Below are 20237 nucleotides of genomic sequence, written 5' to 3'. Positions count from 1 at the left end.
ATGGATTTTCGCGTAGATCCCGCGGACATCGCGTTCCGTGAAGAAGTTCGGGCGTACCTGAACGAACATTTACCGGCGGAGCTGGCCTTTCGCGGGCAGCAGGGCTTTCTGGCAGGTAACGACGATTCGCAGCGCTGGGCTCGCATCCTGCACGACACGCGCGGCTGGTCAGTGCCGCATTGGCCGGTTGCCGACGGCGGCACGGGGTGGACCGCGATGCAGCGCTACATCTTCGAGGAAGAGTGCTATCTGGCAGGCGCACCGACACAGAATCAGGCGGGCGTGTCGCTCGTCGGACCCGTGATTTGCGAGTTCGGCAACGAAGAGCAGAAGTGGCGCTTTCTTCCCCCCATTCAGCGTGGCGAAGTGTTCTGGGTACAGGGTTTTTCCGAGCCGGGCTCGGGTTCCGATCTTGCGTCGCTACGTACGACGGCGGTTCGCGATGGCGACGACTACATCGTCAATGGACAGAAGATCTGGACCAGCTTCGGCGCCTACGGCCAATGGAACTTCGTGCTGGTCCGCACGGATAGCGAAGCGAAGCCGCAAAAGGGCATTTCTTTCCTGCTGCTCGACATGTCGTCGCCGGGCGTTACCGTACGGCCGATCGCGTCGCTCGATGGCTGCCATCACCTGGCGGAAGTCTTCTATGACAACGTGCGTGTGCCCGCTGAAAACCTGATCGGCGAGGTGAACAAGGGGTGGGGATACACGAAGTTTCTGCTCTTTAACGAGCGGGCGTTTCTTGGCGCTGAAGCGCCTGCGCTCAAGCGCTATCTGCGCAAGATCCGGCACTACGCTGCGCGCGAACGCGTGGCCGGCAAGCCATTGATCCAGGATCCGACGTTTGCGGCACGTTTCGCGCAGCATGAGCTGGAGGTTCGCGCGATTGACATGGCGGTGCAGAAGATCCTGCATCAAGGGATCGACGAGCGCAGCGGCGGGATGGCGATCGGCTCCATGCTCAAAGTGCGCGGATCGGAACTCCATCAGAAGCTCACGGAGATGCTGCTGGAGGTGATCGGCGATTACGGCGCCGTGTTCTATCCCGATCCGAATGAAGAGCGAGCGCTGCGCGAGGCCTCCTTCATCGGACCCGAGTACGCGCCGGGTCTGGCGGCAGAGGTCTTTTATCGGCGGGCTTGCTCGATCTATGGCGGGACGGCCGAAATTCAGCGAAACATCATCGCCAAAGCATTGTTCGATCTTTGACGCGGTATCGAGCTACGAACCGTCTGCGATCCCCGAGCCGTGGGATCGCATCAATTGCCGGAAGAAAGAGGGTGCAGCATGGACTTTGAGTTGAGCGACGAACAGCGCATGTTGCAGGAAAGCGCGCAACGCTTCTTGCAAAAGAGTTATACGTTCGAACATCGTCGCAACCTTGCTTCGCAGGGAGGGGGATTTTCGCGCGAGACGTGGCGGACATTCGGCGAAATGGGATGGCTCGGTGTCGCGGTGCCGGACGAATTGGGCGGGCTCGGTTTCTCGCCGGTCGAAACTGCCATCGTGGCCGAGCAGATCGGGCGCGCGCTGGTGCTGGAGCCATACGTGATGTGCGGTGTGTTTCCTGCGTCGCTTGTCGCGCGCTGCGGGCGAGAAGGGCAGCGCGAGACGATACTTGGTGAGATCGTTTCGGGTGAGACTGTCTATGCGGTCGCGCAAAGTGAGCGCGAGGCGCGGGGTCACGTGCATTACGTGACGGCCACCGCGACGATGACAGACCACGGGGCGTGGCGGCTGGACGGCTATAAGACGCTCGTGGTTGGAGCGACCGTTGCAGACCGTCTGCTCGTCGTCGCTCGCACGGCGGGTGCCGCCGATGCCAGGGAGGGCGTCGGGATTTTCGTCGTCGATCCGAAGCAGGCAGGCGTGACGCTGAAGACTTGCGCGTTGCTCGACGGCACACCATCTGCCGACTTGCTGCTCGATGGTGTGATCGTTGCGGGATCGAATGTTCTGGGTGAGGCTGGCCGAGCGTTCGAAGGACTGCAGGCCGCCGTCGACGAAGCGGTCGTTGCGATCTGTGCCGAACTGGTGGGCGATATAGAGAACGCTATCGAGCTCGCGTCGGACTACTTGAAGACGCGCAAACAATTCGGCGTGGCGATCGGCAGCTTCCAGGCGCTGCAACACCGGATGGCAGACATGGCGATCGAAGCGATGCAGGCGCGTGCAACCCTGCACCGCGCGTTGCTCGCGATCAGCGAGAACAGGGAAAACCGGAGCGTCGAAATCTCCGGCTGCAAGGCACAGACCACCCGTAGCGCGAAGTTCGTTACGCAACAGGGTATCCAGTTGCACGGTGGCTACGGCATCACGGATGAATACAAGGTGGGCCATCACTATCGCCGTCATCTGGTGCTCGACGCATTGTTCGGCAACGCGGACTACCACCTGAACCGCTACGCGCGCCAGATTCAGCACGAGGCATTGACATGACTGCGACAGCAACTGATCTGCTCGGCGTGCAGAGCGACGGAGCGGTTCTCACGTTGACACTGAACCGGCCCGAGGCCCGCAACGCACTGAACCTCGCATTGACCGACGCGCTGGTCGACGCGTTGCATCGTTTCGAAGCAGACGAAAGCTTGCGCGTCCTTATCGTGACGGGCGCCGATCCGGCCTTTTGCGCCGGGCTCGACCTGAATGACTTTTCCGCGCCCGATGCGCCCCGCGCGCGGGTCACGGCAATGATCGATATGTGGCCGCGCATCACCAAGCCGGTCATCGCGGCGGTCAATGGCGCTGCCGTTACCGGCGGCCTCGAACTTGCAATGGGGTGCGATTTCATCATCGCATCCGAGCGTGCGCGCTTTGCCGACACGCACACGAAAATCGGCGCGCTCGCGGGGGGCGGCATGACCGCGAGGTTGCCGTATATCGTGGGTGCGCGCTGGGCGAAGCAGATCAGCTTGACGAGCGATCCGTTTGACGCGGCCACGGCGTTGCGCATCGGCCTCGTGAACGAGGTGGTCAGCCACGATCAACTGATGCAGCGGGCAGCGTCACTGGCGAAGACGATTGCGAGCCGCCGGCTCGATCTGGTCGCGACGGTCAAGCGGGTGATCGATCAGGGTGCACTGGCTTCGCTGGAAGAGGCGTTGCGAATCGAGAAGGCGGCATTGGCGCAAGGAAAGCAAAGCGGCGGCATGGCGTGGCAGGCGGGGAAATAATCGAGCCCGATCCATCCCGGCGAACCTTTCATCGGCAAGGCTCCTTGTTGGTGGAGTAAGTATGCGCTCATCGCTTTTCGAGCCGAGGCGATGGTCGAATGGTACCGTGGTCGCAATCCATCACAGCGCTTTGGCGAGGTCGACGAGATCGCCGGGCTCGCCGTGATGCTCGCATCGCGTTCGGGCGGCTATATCAACGGCCAGACGATCGCGGTGGATGGCGGCCACACGATCTCGTTTCGCTGATTTTCACGAGGAAACCGCATCGTGCGCCCCCCAATGTTCAGGACGCGAATCACCGAGCTGCTCGGCATTCGCCACCCGATTCTTTGCGGCGGTCTCGGGCCGCGTGTGTCCGACGCAAGATATGTCGCGGCCGTCGTCAACGCGGGCGGCATGGGCTTCATCGTCGGCGCGGGCTTTCCCGATTCCGATGAATTCCGCAACGAGCTGCGCACCTGTCGTGAACTCACCGGTGCAAAGAATTTCGGCGTCAATCTCTACATATCGCGGCAAGCGGGCGGGGTGGAGCGAGTCAAGCACCAGATCCGCGTTCTGATCGAAGAGAACGTTGCCTGCGTGGAGACCGCCGGTGCGAGCCCCGAAGCGGTCGTGCCGTTGCTCAAGGAAGCGGGCATCAAGGTTTTGCACAAGGTGCCCGCTGTGCGCTATGCACATACGGCGGCGCGGATGGGCGTCGACGGTGTGATCGTCGTCGGCAATGAGTGTGGTGGCCATCCAGGCATCTACCAGATCGGTAGCATCGTGCAGGCCGCGCAGGCGCCGCGCGAAATCGGCTTGCCGGTCGTGATCGGCGGCGGCATCGGCATCGGGCGGCAGTTGGCGGGCGTGCTGGCGATGGGCGCCGACGCGGTCATCATGGGTACGCGCATGATGGTTGCCGAGGAGCTGTGGATTCATCCTGAAGTCAAGGCGAAGGTGGTGGCGGGCGACGGCAGCGAAAGCGTCGTGGTCAAGTCTGCGATTCGCGATCACCACCGCGTGCTGCGCAACGAGAGCGCCGAGGCGGTCATGGAACTGGATCGCGCGCAAGTGAGCGAGTTCGAGCAGTTCCGCCCTCATGTGACGGGCGCACTCGCGCACCAGGCTTACCTGACTGGCGACACGCGCAAGGGCATGATCGACTACGGCCACGCCGCGGTCTTTGCGGACGCAGTCCGAAAGGTCGAGACGATATTCGACGAGATGATCGACGACGCGGTGGCGGCGTCGAACCGGCTGAGTACGCTGATGACAGGCGCAGCGCGGCCGCTACGCTAGCCACGTCCAGATACCCGCGATGTAGTCGGCCATCTGCGCGCGGGCCCGCTCTCTATCGCGGGCAATGATCGCGCGCGCGATCTCGCGATGGTATTCCTTGATCCTCGCCACGACGCGGTCGCGGTCCGTTCGGTTTCGCCGATGAAACGTGGAATGCGCATCGGCAAGTTGCAGGACGATGCCGTCGAAGAGACGCAGTGCGGGATCGCCGCAAAGATCAGCGAGCAGGAAATGAAATCGCAGCCACTCTTCGGCGCCGGCACGGCCGTCGAGTCGCGCCTCGGCCTGAATCTGGTCGTGCACGCATCGCTCACCTTCATGGTCGAGCCGTTCGATCACGAGATCCAGGGCGGCCAGTTCGAGCGTGCGGCGCGTCGCGAGAATATCGCGCGGCGCGATGCCCGCATATTCCAGATAGACGCTGACTGCCTGCATCGTCGCGCTCAGGTCCGGCTGGGCGACGATCACGCCGCCTCCGGTGCCGCGCTGCACCCTCACGATGGAGTGGTGCTCGAGCAAGCGGATCGCTCCGCGCAATGCGGCGCGGCTTACTCCATGCACCTTCATCAATTCCTGCTCGGAGCCGAGCGGCAGTCCTGCCGGCCATCCCAGATCGATGACGTGCTTCAGTAGCGCCATGAAAAGCGTCTGCGCGCGTGTGATCGGTGCGCCGAGCGCATTGCGCTTGCGGCGCGACTCGGCAGTTGGGGGCAGCGCAGGCGTCATCGCGGCCAGCATCGAGAGCCACTGCTGGGGTGGAGCTTGGAAAGGATGTCTGGCCTCGCGCAGCTTTTCGCGGCGTTGCGCGGCGAACTGGCTGAAGAGGGCGACGTCGGCTGACGGGACGACCAGTGTCAGGCTCACCATGCCTTCGGCTTTCTTGCGCGTGCGATAAGCGGCGACACGTTCGGCAGACGACTTTGGCATGTCCGAGTTCAGTATTAGATGCGAACGTCGTTCAATATATCGCACACAAATCGTTACGTGTAACGAAGCTTTCGTGCGCGACGGCAGCGCGCGTTTGCCGACCGGAGAGAAAGCCGGTAAATCAAGACGTTAGCTCCTGTGCCCCTGTGCTGATCCCGCGCGGGGCGTGGTCGTGGCCAGACGCGCGAATCAACCGGTTTTCAGCCACGCGCGAGGCTACCTATAGTGAGCCGCTCCAACCACTTCACCATCGTGACAGGCGTAACGACCATGAGCGACACCAAACTATTCATGCCGCGCCGCGGCGACTTTGGCTGGCAGCCTCTTGTCAGCGCCTTCGAGCCCACCATCGAGGACATGCTGTCCAACCGCGCCTACTTCGGCATGCCGCCCGAGGCGCTCTACCTGTGGGGAACGCTGCGCGACGAGGATGGCGAGATCTATTGCCCGATGCGGCGGATTCCCGCTGGTCTGCAGACCGACGCGAAGGACACGCGGCGGCGTTTCTACCTGTGCACGACACTGGGCCACGACGACGGCATGCATATGCATCCGGTAGGCAAGGAATCGGTGCCGAACGATGGATTCGTAAGAACGCTCGAAGAGGGGCGCATCCACTGGCGAAGCGACCCGCAGGCGCGCGGCAATCGCTTTCACGTCACCTGGACGCCCGAGGATTGCAGCTGGTACGAAGAGAACGGCATGGATATCAAGGGCAAGCTCGTCAAGCCCGGCATGCACTGGTATCTGCCGGGCCGCGACGCGGGGATGTACTACGTCGCCAACATCTTCGAAATGGAAGGGACGATACTCGGAAAGAAGGTGCGCGGCATGATCGGCTTCGATCCGATCCATATGTACGAGGGCGGCGAGATCTACAAGACGAAAGATGCGCTGGTGCAGGAAAAGCTGGAACTCGTCTGGTACACGTGGGCGACGCGTTATAAGGACGGCAGCATCGACTTCGGGCACTTCACGCTCGGTCACGACATGTTCGGCTTCGCGATTCTCGGCAACGAGAAGGGTGAGGTGCGCTTTACCTATGACGTGACGGGCACCATCGATTTCGGCGCGAACGGGTATTGGCAGGAAGGCATCCGTTACTCGGCATTCGGCGACGAGTGGGAGTTCATGCCCGATCCGCGCGGGCGTCTGGTCGGTCTCGGGACGCTCAAGAATCCGCAGGTGGACGGCCGCTGGCGGCGCGTGGGCGATGCGCGCGAGCCTGACGTGTGGTTCGCATGGGGCGAAGCCGCCCCGGCGCATGGCAGCCGTCCCACGAACCGGCTCCCGGGGCTTGGCACGCGTGTCGGCGTGAACTTCCGCAAATACTGAACTTCGGCGCGCGTATGCGCAAAGGGCGACGCCGATGCTGAGCGTCGCCCCGCCGGCACTTGCGCCGGTCACTTCACGTACTTGCGAAACTCAGGCTTGCGCTTTTCGCGGAACGCATTGCCGCCTTCCTTCGATTCGTCCGTGTCGTAGTACATCGCGAGCGCCTGCATCGCGAAGGCGCCGATGCCGCGGATGTTCTCGGTATCGATATTGAATGAGCGCTTGGCGAGTGCAATAGCGGTGGGACTCATCTGCAGAATCTCGTCGCACCATTTCTTCGTTTCGGCGTCGAGTTGTTCCGCGGGCACCACGGCGTTGATGAGACCCCAGTCGAGCGCCTGTTTCGCGCTGTATTTGCGGCACAGGTACCAGATTTCCCGTGCGCGCTTCTCGCCGACGATGCGCGCGAGGTAGGCGGTGCCGAAGCCCGGATCGACCGACCCGACCTTCGGGCCCACCTGGCCGAAGACCGCGGTCTCGGCAGCGATGGCGAGATCGCAGAGCGTCACCAGCACGTTGCCGCCGCCGATTGCGTAGCCGTTCACGCGTGCGATCACCGGCTTCGGAATGTCGCGGATGATGCTTTGCAGTTCCTCGATCGGCAGACCGACGGTGCCGCGCCCGTTGTAACCGTCGCCGGACTGGTCGCCGCCGGTGCAGAACGCTTTGTCGCCGGCACCCGTGAGTACCACCACGCCGATATCCTTGTTCCATCCCGCGAGGCCGAAGGCCTTGATGAGCTCCTCGACGGTGTTGGCGCTGAATGCGTTGTAGACCTTCGGGCGATTGATGGTGATCGTCGCGATCCCATCCGCCTCCTGATAGCTAATGTCGTTGAATTCCATGTCGTATTCCAGTGTGGTGGGTTGATTGCGTTCGCGGCGCCGTTTATCCAACCATCGTCAGCCCGCCCGACACGCTGATGACCTGACCGCTGATGAACGCGGCGTCGTCACTCGCGAGGAAGGCAACCATGCCCGGGATGTCGCCAGGTTCGCCCATGCGGCCGAACGGCACGGCCTTCACGAGCGCCGCCTTGATGCGCTCGCCTTTCTCGCCCTGCGCGAGGTTGTCGAGAAGAGGTGTCGCCGTGGGACCGGGGCAAACGACGTTGACGGGAATCATCTGGCGGGCCATTTCGCGTGCCATCGTCTTCGTGAATGCGATGAGGCCGCCCTTGCAGAACGAGTACACCGCTTCCATCGACGAACCCACGCGTCCCGCATCCGACGAGATGTTGACGACGCGCCCGCGGCCACGTTCGGCCATCCGTCGCAACACGGCATGGTGCATGTTCAGCGGTCCGTACAGATTGATCGCCACCACCTTGTCCCAGAAGGGTTTCTCGGTTTGTAGAAAGAACGCGCCCATATCCCAGCCGGCGTTGTTCACGAGAACCTCGATCGGTCCCAGTTCTTCCTCGACTCTCGCCACCGCAGCGTGCACCCCTTCGTGATCCGTGATGTCGACCCGGTAGGCGCGCGCCTTGCCGCCCGCCGCTTCGATTTGCGCCGCGACATGTGCGGCGCCTTCTTCGTTCAGGTCGAACAGCGCGACGGTCGAACCTTCGTCGCCGAATCGTCTGCTAATGGCGCTCCCGATCCCACCTGCCGCGCCCGTGACGACGACGACCTTCTCCTTGAGCCCCTTCATTGATTCCCTCCGTAGTGTGCGAGGCGCTCTCGCGCCAGTTAATCTTTGCTCAGCGCTTCCGATACGGCTTCGCCCTTTCCTGTGGCCCGGGCGACGAGCGCGCTTGCTTCGTCTTCGCTGTAACCCGCTTCGAGCAGAACCTGGATGCTGTGCTCGCCGAGATTGGGCGGCAGATAGCGAACATTGCCGGGCGACTCGGAGAAGTGCACCGGTATCGAGGTCATGACCATGTCGCCTTCGGTTGGGTGCTCGAAGCGCTGGAAGAACCCGGTCTCCTTGATGTACGCGTCGTGCATCAGGTCTTTCAGGTCGCGAACGGGACCGTGCGGCACGTCCGCCGAGGCGAAGATCGCATTCCATTCCGCAGTCGTCTTGTTGCGGATGGCATCGCCGACGATGCGATACAGCTCGTTGATGTTGCGCATACGCTCGGCCATGTGGCGAAAGCGCGGGTCCTCGAGCAGATGGGCTGCATCGATCGCGCACAGCACGCGGCGCCATTGCTCGTTATTCACCGCGAGCAGGCAGATATGCCCGTCTTTTGTCGCGTAAGGCCGGCGGTGCGGCGAGAACATGCGCGGATAGCCGAGACCGGCTCCGTCATTGGAGCCCAACGCACCTTCCCAAAGATGCTCGAACAGATTGAATTGCAGCATCGTTTCGAACATCGGCACATGCACGAGCTGGCCGACACCGGTACGTTCGCGGTGATAGAGCGCCATGCCGATCGATGACGCCAGCACGTAGCCGCAGAACTTGTCGACGATCACGGTCGGGAAATACCGCGGCGAGCCGTCCGCGTCACGGTTCATCGCGGCAATGCCGGTTTCGCCCTGAATCACGTCGTCGAAAGCGGGGCGGTCCTTGTAGGGACCGTCGATTCGATAGCCGGCACCCGACGCATAGACGATGCGCGGGTTGCGTGCGCGCACGGTTTCATAGTCGATGCCGAGGCGCTCGGCGGCACTCGGGCGCATGCTGTGGACGATGACGTCGGCGGTCTCGACGAGCTTGAGCAGCGCTTCGCGGCATTCGGCCTGCTTGAGGTTCAGGACCACGCTGCGCTTGTTGCGGTTCATGATCGTATAGAACACGGCCATGTCCGGATTGCGGCCGGGACCGTTTTTGCGGTTCTGGTCGCCTTCGGGCGGTTCGATCTTGATGACGTCCGCGCCCATGTCGCCGAGCAGCTGCGTGGCGACCGGACCCAGCACGTTGATGGTCAGGTCGATCACGCGAACACCGGCTAACGGGCCGGTCGCCCGTTCGAGGGGTTGTTGGGGATTTTCCATGCTCAGGCCTTGTATTCCTTGCCTTTGACGAGCCTGAGCGGCGTGTACACCATCACTTCGGTGCCGTCCTGCTTGATCACGCGGTTACGGGTGCGCACCAGGCCAAGTCCCGGGCGCCCGTTGCTAGGCCGGCATTCGATCACTTCGCATGCCACGTGAATCGTGTCACCCACATAAGTCGGGCCTTTGATGTCGAGTTCCATGTTCAGAAACGCGAAGCCGACACCCTGCATGGTGGCCTGCGTGAGCAGCCCTTCCATGAGCGTAAACACCAGCGCGCCCGGCGCGACGCGCCCCTTGATGGCCGACTGCTCGCGAAGAAATTCGGTGTTGGTGAACAGGACTTCCAGCATGCCGGTCACCGAAACGAAATTCACGACGTCCGTTTCTGTCACCGTCCGGCCCACGGTCTTGAACTTGCGTCCGACTGGCAGGTCCTCCCAGTGAATTCCCAGACCAACCGTTTCGATGTCTTCCATTGCCTGTCCTCTGTCGTTGTCGGCTCGCTGGTTAGCTGAGCTGTCGTTGTCAGTTCTTCTTGATGCGGCCCAGCACGTTGTCCGCGACGATGTTGCGCTGGATCTGGTTGGTGCCTTCGATGATCTGCACCACCTTCGCGTCGCGGAAATAACGGTTGATCGGATACTCGTTGGAGATGCCCGCGGCGCCGAAAAGCTGTACGGCGTCGGTCGCGACTTTCATCGCGACATCCGATGCGAACATTTTCGCCATCGCCGCCATTGGGGCGAGTTCACGGCCGCTAACACCCGCATCGACGAGCGACGCCGTGCGATAGACGAGCTGGCGCGCGGCCTCGGTCTGGGTGACCATGTCAGCGATCATCCAGCGCACACCCTGAAAGTTGCTGATGTTCTGGCCGAATGCGACGCGCTCCTGAATGAATTTGACGGTGTGATCGATCGCGCCCTGCGCGATGCCAACCGCGCGCGCGGCCACGATGGGACGGCTCGTGTTGAGCGCCTCCATGGCCACCTTGAACCCCTGACCGCCTTCCGGCCCGAGACGGTCTTGCGCGCGGATGAAGGCGTCGTCGAAATAGAGGGGGCACGACGCCACGCCGCGCGCGCCCATCTTGTCTTCTTCGTTGCCGATCGTCAGACCCGGCGTGCGGCGATCGACGATGAAAAGATTGATGCCTAGAGCCTGTCCTTCCTCGTCGAGCGTCCTGGCGGCGACGAGAATGAAGTCGGCGATATGCGAATTCGTGCACCAGATCTTCGAGCCGTTGAGCACATAGCCGCCGTCCTTGCGGCGCGCTGTCGTGCGAATGCCCGAGACGTCCGAGCCGCTTTGAGCCTCGGTAATCGACAGCGCGCCGCGCAACTCACCGCTGGCGAGACCCGGCAGAAGGCGGGCCTTCTGCTCTTCGGTCCCGCCTTCGAGAATCGCGCCGAAGGGCGTCCATTGCACGACCAGCAGATAACCGGTGTTGTAGCAAACCCGCCCGAACTCCTCGACGGCGATGCAGGCCGACATCACGCTGCCGGCGCCGCCATACGCTTCAGGAAACGGCAACGTGAAAAGGCCAAGTTCCTTGAGCAATGCGTACATGTCGTGCGGATACTCGGCTGTACGATCGATCTGGTCTGCCCGCGGCGCCACGCGCTCCCTTGCGACGCGACGGATGAGATCGCGGATCTGAACCTGGTCGTCTGTTAGTTCGTATGTCACTTCGAAGCTCTCTTGCTAACGGTTTTTCTGGGTCGAGACCGGGATTCATCTCCGGAGTGGGGATGCGGTTTTATGAACAATGTTCGATAAATTAAACGAATGGCCTCCTGGTCGTCAAGCGCTGAAACCGGCGCCCGCGGGTTTGTCCGAGGTGCGTGACGAATTTGGTCGGGATGTAGTGTCAGCCTTGCGCGGCGGGGCGTGGCAGGGCTTTCCCGCCATTGACAGCGCACTCGCAGTGCGTTTAAGATTTGGAACAGTGTTCGGTTATTCGTTCCATTTTTGACCCGACAGAGCGGCTCAATCCGGCGCGAGCCCATGGCAAAACGATTTGGAGGAGCGGTGAATGGACTCTCTTTGTCCTGAAGTCGATTATCAGAAGTTCCTGGCCGAGGGCCGCTTGATGATCCAGCGTAGCCGCGGCAGCGGCCGTTATGTGTTCTACCCGCGGGTGGCTGAGCCGGTCACCGGGATGCGCGATCTCGAGTGGGTGGAAGCCTGCGGGAAGGGCACGGTTTATTCCACTACCGTGGTGCGGCAAAAATCGCCCACGCCAAGCTACAACGTCGCCGTGATCGATCTGGAAGAAGGTGTGCGCATGCTCAGTTGTGTGGAGGGCGTCGAGCCGGAGGCCGTGCGCATCGGCATGCCCGTGCAGGCGAAGATCGTGTACCGGGGGGAGGCGGCATTGCTTGTGTTCGAACCGGCCTGACGCCCGCTAACCCGCAGCCGGCCGTCACGAGCCGGTCACACCGATGAAAGGTAGATCGAATGGAATTCAACTTGCGCGGGCGTACCGCACTGGTGGCAGGCGCCACCTATGGGATGGGGGAAGCACCTGGCTTGTCGTCGCTGGACCTTGCCGCGCGTGCGTCCGTCGACGCGCTCGCTCAAGTGGGACTGACGCCTGGCGATGTAGACGGGCTTTTCGTGTGTACGCCGGACGACATGCTGTCGGGTCTGACATTTGCCGAATACCTCGGTATTAACCCGAAGTTAACGGACAACAACCGAAGCGGCGGATCGGCGTTTGAAATCTACGCGCACACCGCGGCCATGGCGTTGTGTACGGGACAGATCGACGTTGCGTTGATTGCATACGGGAGCAATCAGCGCAGCGCGGCGGGCAAGCTCGTGCAGTCGTCGCGTCCCTCGCCGTGGGAGAGCCCCTATAAGCCGATGAATCCGGTGTCCTCGTATGCGCTTGCGGCGGCGCGTCATATGCATCAGTACGGCACCAGGCGCGAGCATCTGGCCGAGGTGGCCGTCGCCGCGCGCAAGTGGGCGCAACTGAATCCGGATGCCTACATGCGCACGCCCATGTCGATCGAAGACGTGATGGGCGCGCGCCTCGTGTCGGACCCGCTTTCCGTGCGCGATTGCTGCCTGGTGACGGATGGCGCCGCAGCGATTGTCATGGTGCGCGCCGAGCGAGCGCGTGATCTCACCGATAAGCCGGTGTATCTGCTCGGCGCGGCATCGGCCACGTCGCACCGCGAAATAGCCAGCATGCCGGATCTCACGGTGACTGCCGCCGCGGAATCGGGCAGGCGTGCGTATGAAATGGCGGGCGTGAACGCGAACGATATCGACGTCGCGATGCTCTACGACGCCTTCACGATCAACACCATTCTGTTTCTCGAAGATCTCGGCTTTTGCCCTAAAGGCGAAGGCGGCCACTTCGTAGCGGACGGCGGCATCGCGCCGGGCGGCCGGCTTGCGGTCAATACGAACGGCGGCGGTTTGTCCTGCGTGCACCCCGGCATGTATGGGCTCTTCCTGATGGAAGAAGCCATGCGGCAACTGACGGGCCGCGCCGGTGAGCGCCAGATACCCGGTGCGAAGCTGGCGATCGCGCACGGCAACGGTGGCGTGCTCTCGAGTCAGGCTACGGTGATTCTCGGGACCCGGGAAACGCTCTAAAGCGCTAACTCTGATCGACAGGAGACGGACAGATGAGCGAAGAGACCGGCAACGATGCAGCAGAGATCGTACAGGTCCGGCAAGACGGCGCGATCGCGATCGTCACACTGAACTATCCGCAGCGGCGCAACGCGTTTTCGCTGAAGATGCGCGAGACGTTGTACGCGCGGCTCTATCGGCTGATGCATCACGAGGAAGCCTGCCGTGCGATCGTACTGACCGGCGCAGGCAATACGTTTTGCGCGGGTGGGGACATCTCGGAGATGCAGACGCGCAAGGTGCTCGAGTATCGACAGCGCAATGAACTGCCGCTCGATATTTTCAGACTGATGGTCGAGGGCCCGAAAGCGATCGTCGCCGCCGTCGAAGGGTTTGCGTTTGGCGCAGGTCTGTCGCTCGCTGCCGCTTGCGATTACGTCGTCACATCGTCGGCCGCGCGATACGCGAGCGCGTTCGTCAAGGTCGGACTGCTGCCCGATACGGGGCTCTATTGGTCGTTGTCGCAGCGCGTGGGCGGCGGCCTTGCACGCGAGCTCATGCTGAGTGCCCGAGAGTTCAACGGCGTCGAAGCGGGCGAGAGCGGTTTTGCCAATCAGGTCGTCGAGCCCGGCGAGGCGCTGAACGCGGCCTCGAAGGTGGCGCAACAGTACGCGGCACTGCCCTCGGTGGCCACCGCGCACCTGAAGGCCGCGCTCGCGACGGGCATCCGTACGCTCGACGACGCGATCGAAGCGGAAGTCAACCTGCAGCCCATCCTGCGCCGCAGCCGCGAACACCAGGAGGCCGTGAGCGCCTTCATGGAAAAGCGCAAGCCGGTGTTCGTGGCCGATTGAAGGAAGCCAACATGAGCGAAAAACCAACCGCAGAGAACGATGTGACGTCGCTGATCGAGGTGACCCGCGAGGGACCGGTCGCGATCGTGACGCTAAACAATCCGCGGCGCCGCAATGCGATGGGACGTCAGATGCGTCAGTTGTTGCGCGACACGATGCATCGGCTGATGGTCGACGATCCGGATTCGCGTGCAATCGTCGTCACCGGCGCGGGCGATCACTTTTGCGCCGGCGCCGACATCTCCGAGATGACGAAGCGCACGATCCTGCAAAGCCGCGAGATCCTGGCGGAGTCGTGCGTGGTGGTGCGTGAAATGCTGGCGGGACCCAAGCCCGTCGTGGCGGCCGTGGAAGGGGTCGCTTTCGGCGCCGGGCTGTCGCTCGCGGTCGCGACCGACTATGTCGTGGCTGCATCGAATGCACGCTTTTGCGCGGCGTTTCTGCGCGTTGGGCTGATTCCGGATACCGGCATTCTGTGGACGCTGCCGAAGCGCATCGGCATGGCTCGCGCGAGGGAAATGCTGTCGCTCGCCACCGAGATCGACGCAGACAAGGCCGGCATGATTCAGCTTGCTAATGAAGTCGTCGCACCGGGCACTGCGCGCGCAAAGGCAATTGAAGTGGCGCGCGGCCTCGCCGACTTGCCGCCGCTCGGCGTGGCGCTGCTGAAGGACGCGCTGACCCACGCCGCGACGACCATGGAAGGCGCGTTGCGAGCCGAGATCGACTATCAGCCCATCCTGCGTCAGTCGAAAGACCATCAGGCTGCCTGCAAGGCATTTATGGACAAGACCAAACCGGTTTTCACAGGCGAGTGAGCGTGGGGAGCAATGCGATGAGTATCGAGCGGAACGACGAGGTTGCGGGCGCCGACGAGATCGTGCAGGCACGCCGTCAAGGCGACGTGACCATCGTCACGATGAACTATCCGGAGCGCCGCAACGCGTTCTCCATGATGCGCCTTGCGCTGACCGAGGTCTTCCAGCGGCTCATGCACAACGATCCGCAAACGCGCGCCATCGTGCTGACCGGCGCGGGAGGCCATTTTTGCGCGGGCGGCGACCTGTCCGAAATGCACGCGACCACTCCGCAGTTGCTGGCGCTTCGTGAGCGCATCGCGGTGGGCGTGCGTCTGTTCAAGCTGATTTATACGGGCACCAAGCCGGTCGTCGCGGCGGTGGAGGGCACGTGCTACGGAGCGGGGCTCTCGCTGGCTGCTGCATGCGATGTGGTGGTGGGTGCCGATACCGCGAAGTACTCGTGTGCATTCGGCAAGGTCGGACTGCTTCCCGACACCGGAATGCTGTGGACACTGCCGCAAAGGGTCGGCGGCGGCAACGCGCGTGCGTTGATGCTGAAGGGCAATGTCATCGACGCAGCCATGGCGCGCCGCATCGGCCTGGTCAGTGAGGTGGTCGCAAGCGGCAGCGCGCTCGATGCGGCGATCGAGGCCGCGGCGCGCTTCGCGAACTATCCGCCGGTGACGCTGGCGCTGCTCAAGGCGAGCCTCGTCAACGCGGGCAATTCGATCGAAGACGCATGCCGCCTCGAAACCGACCTCAATCCGCTGACGCGTCAAACGAGCGATCACACCGAAGCGGTGAATGCCTTCATGGAAAAACGCAAGCCGGTTTTCACGGGCGCCTGACGCTGCCATTCTTCGTTGCAGTCTCTACGGGAAGTTCAACGCACATGTTTACGCCTGACCTGCTGAAGAACAAGAGAATCCTCATCACCGGCGGAGGCACTGGCCTTGGCAAGAGTATCGGCCGGCGCTACCTCGAACTGGGCGCCGACCTCGTCATCTGCGGTCGCCGCAAGGAAGTGCTGGACGCGACGGCCGACGAATTTCGCGGCGTCGTGCCGGGCGCGCGTGTCACGACGGTGCAGGCCGACGTGCGCAGCGCCGAGTCCGTCGAGTCGATGATGGAAACGATCTGGCGCGACGGTCCGCTCGACGTGTTGCTGAACAACGCCGCGGCCAACTTCATCGCGCGCACCGAAAGCCTGTCGGCGCGCGGGGTGGATGCGGTGCTCGACATCGTGTTGCACGGCAGCTTCTATTGCACCATCGCGGCGGGCAAGCGCTGGATCGAAGCGGGTCACCCGGGCAACGTGATCAGCACGGTATCCACGCCCACGATGACCGGCTCCGCCTTTACCGTGCCGTCCGCTGCCGCGAAGGCCGGTGTTCTCGCCATGACCCGCAGTCTTGCGGTCGAGTGGGGCCCGAAGGGCATTCGCCTGAATGCGGTGGCGCCCGGACTGTTCCCGACGCCGGGCGCATGGGAGCAGTTGTATCCGCCGGGCTCACAGGTCGAGCCGCAGGAGCGCTCGGTGCCGCTCAGACGCTTCGGCGATCACATGGAGCTCGCCAATCTCTATGCTTATCTGGCGTCTGACGGCTCCGGCTACATCACCGGCGACCTGATCGTGATCGACGGCGGCCGCTGGATGCAGGGGGTTGGCGGCCCGACTTTCCGCGCCATGCAGGACTGGACCGACGAGCAATGGGACGCGATGCGCGCCCACGCTCGCAAAGGTTGAATCATGGGTCCGCTTGCAGGAGTTCGAATCGTCGAACTAGCCGGCATCGGGCCGGGGCCCATGACGGCAATGCTGCTTGCCGATCTGGGTGCGACGGTGTTGCGCATCGAGCGTCGCCAGCCGGTCAAGCTCGGTATCGAGCGTCCGCTGCGCTACAACCTGTTGTTGCGCAACCGGAGGACGATTGCGCTCGACCTGAAAGACCCGGCGGCCGTCGAACTCGTGCTCACGCTGGTGGAGCGTGCCGATGCCCTGATAGAAGGTTTCCGACCCGGCGTCACCGAGCGACTCGGGCTGGGCCCGCAGCCCTGCCTCGAACGTAATCCGAAACTCGCTTACGGGCGCATCACGGGATGGGGCCAGCAAGGTCCGCTCGCGCAGTACGCCGGACATGACCTGAACTACATCGCGATCACCGGCGTCCTGAACGCGATTGGCCGGCGCGGCCAGCCACCGTCGATACCGCTGAATCTGATCGGCGACTATGCGGGCGGTTCGCTGTACCTTGCAATGGGGCTCCTCTCGGCGATCCTGCATGCGCGTAACGGCGGCGCGGGACAGATCGTGGATGCCGCGATCGTCGACGGCACGGCCAACCTTGCCACCACGTTCTTCGGCATGCAGGCTGCCGGCATCTGGTGTGACGGGCGCGGGACCAATATCACGGATTCGGGATCGCACTTCTACGACGTCTATGAATGCGCGGACGGCAAGTGGATCACGGTCGGTCCCATCGAGGACAAGTTTTATCTCGAACTCCTCCGCCTGCTCGACATCGACCCGCAAACGCTGGGTACGCAGCTCGACGCGAGCAACTGGCCCGCCGCGCGCGCACTGTTTGCGCTGAAGTTCAAGAGCCGCACGCGCGAGCAATGGAGCGCGTTGCTCGAGCACACGGACGCGTGCTTCGCACCGGTTCTGTCGTGGACCGAAGCACCCGGGCATGCGCATCTGAAGGCGCGCGGCACGTTCATCGAAGTGGACGGCATCGTGCAGCCCGCGCCGGCGCCGCGCTTTTCCGCCACCGTGCCCGCGAAGCCGACGGCGCCCGAGGCGCCCGCCGCGGCCACGATCGATGCGGCGCTCGCCGCATGGCTCGATCCGCGCCGCATCGGCGAATTGAAAGAAGCGGGAACGCTGGCCTGAGCCGCACCCGGCAGGCAACCCATCAAGACGAAACGAGACACGCATGGATCTGCGATATACCGACCACGAGCTGGCTTTCCGCAACGAGGTGAGAGCCTTCTTCAAGGAAGCGCTGCCGGCCGAGATTCGACGCAAGGCCACCTTGGGGCAGCGTTATTCGGCGGCCGACTTACGCCGCTGGCAACGCATTCTCTACGAGCGTGGCTGGGCCACGCCAGCGTGGGACAAGGCGTGGGGTGGGACGGGTTGGAGCGCGGTGCAGCAATACATCTTCAAGGAAGAGCTGCACATGGCCCCGGCGCCCGAGACGCTGTCATTCAACGTGAACATGATCGGTCCGGTTCTGATCGCGTTCGGCAGCGAAGAGCAGAAGCGCCATTTCCTTCCTCGCATCGCGAGCCTCGAATACTGGTTCTGCCAGGGATTCTCCGAGCCAGGCGCGGGTTCGGACCTGGCCGCGCTGCGGATCCAGGCGGTGCGCGACGCAGACCACTACGTGATCAACGGCCAGAAGCTCTGGACTTCGACGGCGCATCACGCGGACTGGATGTTCTGTCTGGTGCGCACGGATTCGAGCGGCAAGAAGCAGCAGGGCATCACGTACCTGCTGATCGACATGAAGACGCCGGGCCTGAGCGTGCGCCCGATCGTCACGATCGACGGCCACCACGAAACCAACGAGGTGTTCTTCGACAACGTGCGCGTGCCGGTTGCGAATCGCGTTGGCGAGGAAAACAAGGGTTGGGACTACGCGAAGTATCTGCTGGGCAACGAGCGCAGCGGGATTGCGCGCGTGGGCGTGTCGAAGATGCGCGTGCGTCACGCGAAAGATCTTGCCAGGCGCGTGCCCTGCGGCGACGGTGTGCTATGGGACGACCCGCGTTTTCGCGAACGCGTCGCGGCCGTCGAGGTGGAACTGAAGGCTTTGGAGATGACGCAGATGCGTGTGATCGCCGAGAGCAGCGCGCAGCAGAGCCACGTGCCCGACCCGAAGACTTCGATCCTGAAGATCAAGGGTTCGGAGCTCCAGCAACGCTCAGCTGAATTGCTCCTCGAGGTAGCAGGTCCGGACGCGTTACCGCTCGATGTCGACTTCCTGCGTGGGCTTGGCGATCCGGTTCGAGAACCCGAATGGGCACTCACGGTCGCGCCGAATCACTACTTCGCGCGTCACGTCTCGATTGTGGGCGGCTCCAACGAGATTCAGAAGAACATTCTCGCCAAGTCCGTACTCGGACTTTGAGCGGCGGGCGAACTGCGGAGAAGCATGGGATATGGACTTCGATTTTACCGATGAGCAACGCATGCTCAAGGACAGCGTCGAACGGCTCGTCAAAGACGAGTACGGGTTCGAGCAGCGCGCGAAGTATCTCGCTGAGCCGGACGGCTTTAGCCGCGAGCTTTGGGCGCGTTACGCCGACATGGGTCTGTTGGGCCTTTCGTTCGACGAGGCATACGGCGGCAGCAACTGCGGTCCTGTCGAAACGATGATCGTGATGGAGGCGTTGGGCCGCGCTCTCGCGGTCGAACCGTATCTCGCGACGGTCGTGCTGGGAGGCGGCCTCGTGCGGCTTGGCGGCAACGCGGCGCAACGCGCGGCGATTCTGCCGCGGATCGCGCAGGGCGGGCTGCAGATGGCGTTTGCGCACAGCGAGGTGCAGGCACGGTACGACCTCGCGGACGTGGCGACCACCGCACGGCGCGAAGGCGACGGCTGGGTGCTCGACGGCGCCAAGCGCGTTGTGCTCCACGGCGGCAGCGCCGATGTTCTGGTGGTGTCGGCGCGCGTGTCCGGCGGCAGGCGCGAGCGTGACGGCATCGCGCTGTTCGTGGTCAGGGCCGACGCGCAGGGCGTGACGCGTCACGCGTATCCGACGCAAGACCGGCTGCATGCGGCCGACGTCGAGTTCTCGCGGGTGCGCGTTCCAGATAGCGACGTGCTGGGCGTGGTGGGCGCTGCGTTGCCGCTGATCGAAACGGTCGCGGCGCACGCGATCGCGGCAGTGAGCGCGGAAGCCGTGGGCGCGATGGCCGCCGCGCACGAAGAAACCGTGGCGTACCTGAAGGTCCGCAAGCAGTTCGGGGTGCCGATCGGATCATTCCAGGCGCTCCAGCATCGTGCAGTCGACATGCTCGTCATGGTGGAGCAGGCCCGCAGCATGGCGCTCTTCGCGACCATGATGAGCGAGGAGCCGGACGCGGCGGAACGCGATCGCAGTATGTCGGCGGCAAAAGTGCAGATCGGACGCTCGGGCCGCTTCGTGGGCCAGCAAGGCGTGCAACTGCACGGCGGCATCGGAATGACTGAAGAGTGCAAGATCGGCCACTACCTGAGACGCCTGAGCGTGATCGACATCCAGTTCGGTTCGACCGAACATCATCTGACCCAGCTTGCCAATGCCGGCGGACTCATCGATGCGGCCGCGTGAGCC

General features: G+C 63.2%; 21 protein-coding genes. 15 read left to right on the top strand and 6 right to left on the bottom strand.

Going from position 1 to position 20237, the window contains the following annotated elements:
• The 5 genes from BJG93_RS31455 (at nucleotide 1) to BJG93_RS31435 (ending at nucleotide 4457) form a co-directional block, all read left to right on the top strand.
• Nucleotides 1–1212 carry an acyl-CoA dehydrogenase family protein gene (locus tag BJG93_RS31455; protein ID WP_027194375.1) on the top strand — a complete coding sequence of 404 codons (1212 nt, stop codon included), beginning with the start codon at nucleotides 1–3 and terminating at the stop codon, nucleotides 1210–1212.
• Between the two features lie 78 nt (nucleotides 1213–1290).
• Nucleotides 1291–2442: an acyl-CoA dehydrogenase family protein gene (locus BJG93_RS31450; RefSeq protein WP_027194374.1), complete on the top strand. Its 1152-nt coding sequence runs from the start codon at nucleotides 1291–1293 to the stop codon at nucleotides 2440–2442.
• Nucleotides 2439–3176 (top strand): enoyl-CoA hydratase, encoded by a 738-nt coding sequence (locus BJG93_RS31445; RefSeq protein WP_027194373.1) that lies wholly within the window; start codon nucleotides 2439–2441, stop codon nucleotides 3174–3176. Before BJG93_RS31450 ends, BJG93_RS31445 begins: the two co-directional genes overlap by 4 nt.
• 90 nt (nucleotides 3177–3266) lie before the next feature.
• A complete protein-coding gene (locus BJG93_RS31440) occupies nucleotides 3267–3422 on the top strand; it encodes an SDR family oxidoreductase (protein ID WP_238325720.1) in 156 nt (51 codons plus the stop codon).
• A 21-nt stretch (nucleotides 3423–3443) separates the two neighbouring features.
• The gene (locus tag BJG93_RS31435) at nucleotides 3444–4457 is read left to right on the top strand and encodes an NAD(P)H-dependent flavin oxidoreductase (protein ID WP_027194372.1); all 1014 of its coding nucleotides are present in this window, start codon (nucleotides 3444–3446) and stop codon (nucleotides 4455–4457) included.
• Here BJG93_RS31435 and BJG93_RS31430 read toward each other — a convergent pair.
• Nucleotides 4449–5384, bottom strand: coding sequence for a FadR/GntR family transcriptional regulator (locus BJG93_RS31430; RefSeq protein ID WP_027194371.1), 936 nt, complete (start codon nucleotides 5382–5384; stop codon nucleotides 4449–4451). The genes BJG93_RS31435 and BJG93_RS31430 overlap by 9 nt on opposite strands.
• A 270-nt stretch (nucleotides 5385–5654) precedes the next feature.
• Between BJG93_RS31430 and BJG93_RS31425 the strand changes: the two genes are divergently transcribed.
• The gene (locus BJG93_RS31425) at nucleotides 5655–6719 is read left to right on the top strand and encodes a hypothetical protein (protein WP_231337623.1); all 1065 of its coding nucleotides are present in this window, start codon (nucleotides 5655–5657) and stop codon (nucleotides 6717–6719) included.
• Between the two features lie 68 nt (nucleotides 6720–6787).
• On the opposite strand, the gene BJG93_RS31420 is transcribed toward BJG93_RS31425, so the two are convergent.
• The 5 genes from BJG93_RS31420 to BJG93_RS31400 are packed head-to-tail and all read right to left on the bottom strand — an operon-like array spanning nucleotide 6788 to nucleotide 11356.
• Nucleotides 6788–7564, bottom strand: a complete 777-nt coding sequence (locus tag BJG93_RS31420; protein WP_027194369.1) for an enoyl-CoA hydratase-related protein — start codon at nucleotides 7562–7564, stop codon at nucleotides 6788–6790.
• Between the two features lie 43 nt (nucleotides 7565–7607).
• Nucleotides 7608–8372, bottom strand: a complete 765-nt coding sequence (locus BJG93_RS31415; protein ID WP_027194368.1) for a glucose 1-dehydrogenase — start codon at nucleotides 8370–8372, stop codon at nucleotides 7608–7610.
• Between the two features lie 38 nt (nucleotides 8373–8410).
• Nucleotides 8411–9664 carry a CaiB/BaiF CoA transferase family protein gene (locus BJG93_RS31410; protein ID WP_027194367.1) on the bottom strand — a complete coding sequence of 418 codons (1254 nt, stop codon included), beginning with the start codon at nucleotides 9662–9664 and terminating at the stop codon, nucleotides 8411–8413.
• Nucleotides 9665–9666: 2 nt separating this feature from the next.
• Entirely contained in the window at nucleotides 9667–10143 is a 477-nt protein-coding gene (locus BJG93_RS31405; protein ID WP_027194366.1) for a MaoC family dehydratase, read from the bottom strand.
• Between the two features lie 49 nt (nucleotides 10144–10192).
• Nucleotides 10193–11356, bottom strand: a complete 1164-nt coding sequence (locus tag BJG93_RS31400; RefSeq protein ID WP_027194365.1) for an acyl-CoA dehydrogenase family protein — start codon at nucleotides 11354–11356, stop codon at nucleotides 10193–10195.
• Nucleotides 11357–11702: 346 nt separating this feature from the next.
• Here BJG93_RS31400 and BJG93_RS31395 point away from each other — a divergent pair, with 346 nt between their 5' ends.
• From BJG93_RS31395 to BJG93_RS31355, 9 genes are read left to right on the top strand one after another with little or no spacing between them, the layout of a single operon-like run.
• Entirely contained in the window at nucleotides 11703–12068 is a 366-nt protein-coding gene (locus BJG93_RS31395) for a Zn-ribbon domain-containing OB-fold protein (protein WP_027194364.1), read from the top strand.
• A 59-nt stretch (nucleotides 12069–12127) separates the two neighbouring features.
• Nucleotides 12128–13279 (top strand): thiolase, encoded by a 1152-nt coding sequence (locus tag BJG93_RS31390; RefSeq protein ID WP_027194363.1) that lies wholly within the window; start codon nucleotides 12128–12130, stop codon nucleotides 13277–13279.
• Nucleotides 13280–13311: 32 nt separating this feature from the next.
• The gene (locus BJG93_RS31385; RefSeq protein WP_027194362.1) at nucleotides 13312–14112 is read left to right on the top strand and encodes an enoyl-CoA hydratase/isomerase family protein; all 801 of its coding nucleotides are present in this window, start codon (nucleotides 13312–13314) and stop codon (nucleotides 14110–14112) included.
• An 11-nt stretch (nucleotides 14113–14123) separates the two neighbouring features.
• On the top strand, nucleotides 14124–14930 hold the full coding sequence (locus BJG93_RS31380; RefSeq protein ID WP_027194361.1) for an enoyl-CoA hydratase/isomerase family protein: 807 nt from the start codon (nucleotides 14124–14126) through the stop codon (nucleotides 14928–14930).
• A 17-nt stretch (nucleotides 14931–14947) separates the two neighbouring features.
• Nucleotides 14948–15760, top strand: a complete 813-nt coding sequence (locus tag BJG93_RS31375) for an enoyl-CoA hydratase/isomerase family protein (RefSeq protein ID WP_027194360.1) — start codon at nucleotides 14948–14950, stop codon at nucleotides 15758–15760.
• Nucleotides 15761–15804: 44 nt separating this feature from the next.
• Nucleotides 15805–16659 (top strand): SDR family oxidoreductase, encoded by an 855-nt coding sequence (locus BJG93_RS31370; protein WP_027194359.1) that lies wholly within the window; start codon nucleotides 15805–15807, stop codon nucleotides 16657–16659.
• Nucleotides 16660–16662: 3 nt separating this feature from the next.
• Nucleotides 16663–17805 (top strand): CaiB/BaiF CoA transferase family protein, encoded by a 1143-nt coding sequence (locus tag BJG93_RS31365; RefSeq protein ID WP_027194358.1) that lies wholly within the window; start codon nucleotides 16663–16665, stop codon nucleotides 17803–17805.
• A gap of 43 nt (nucleotides 17806–17848) precedes the next feature.
• Nucleotides 17849–19048: an acyl-CoA dehydrogenase family protein gene (locus BJG93_RS31360; RefSeq protein ID WP_027194357.1), complete on the top strand. Its 1200-nt coding sequence runs from the start codon at nucleotides 17849–17851 to the stop codon at nucleotides 19046–19048.
• Nucleotides 19049–19079: 31 nt separating this feature from the next.
• The gene (locus BJG93_RS31355) at nucleotides 19080–20234 is read left to right on the top strand and encodes an acyl-CoA dehydrogenase family protein (protein ID WP_027194356.1); all 1155 of its coding nucleotides are present in this window, start codon (nucleotides 19080–19082) and stop codon (nucleotides 20232–20234) included.
• Nucleotides 20235–20237 lie beyond the last annotated feature (3 nt).

The sequence above is a fragment of the Paraburkholderia sprentiae WSM5005 genome, from assembly GCF_001865575.2.
Classification (GTDB): Bacteria; Pseudomonadota; Gammaproteobacteria; order Burkholderiales; family Burkholderiaceae; genus Paraburkholderia; species Paraburkholderia sprentiae.
Note: the sequence above shows the minus strand (reverse complement) of the source record. Positions and strands in the feature narration are given on the sequence as shown.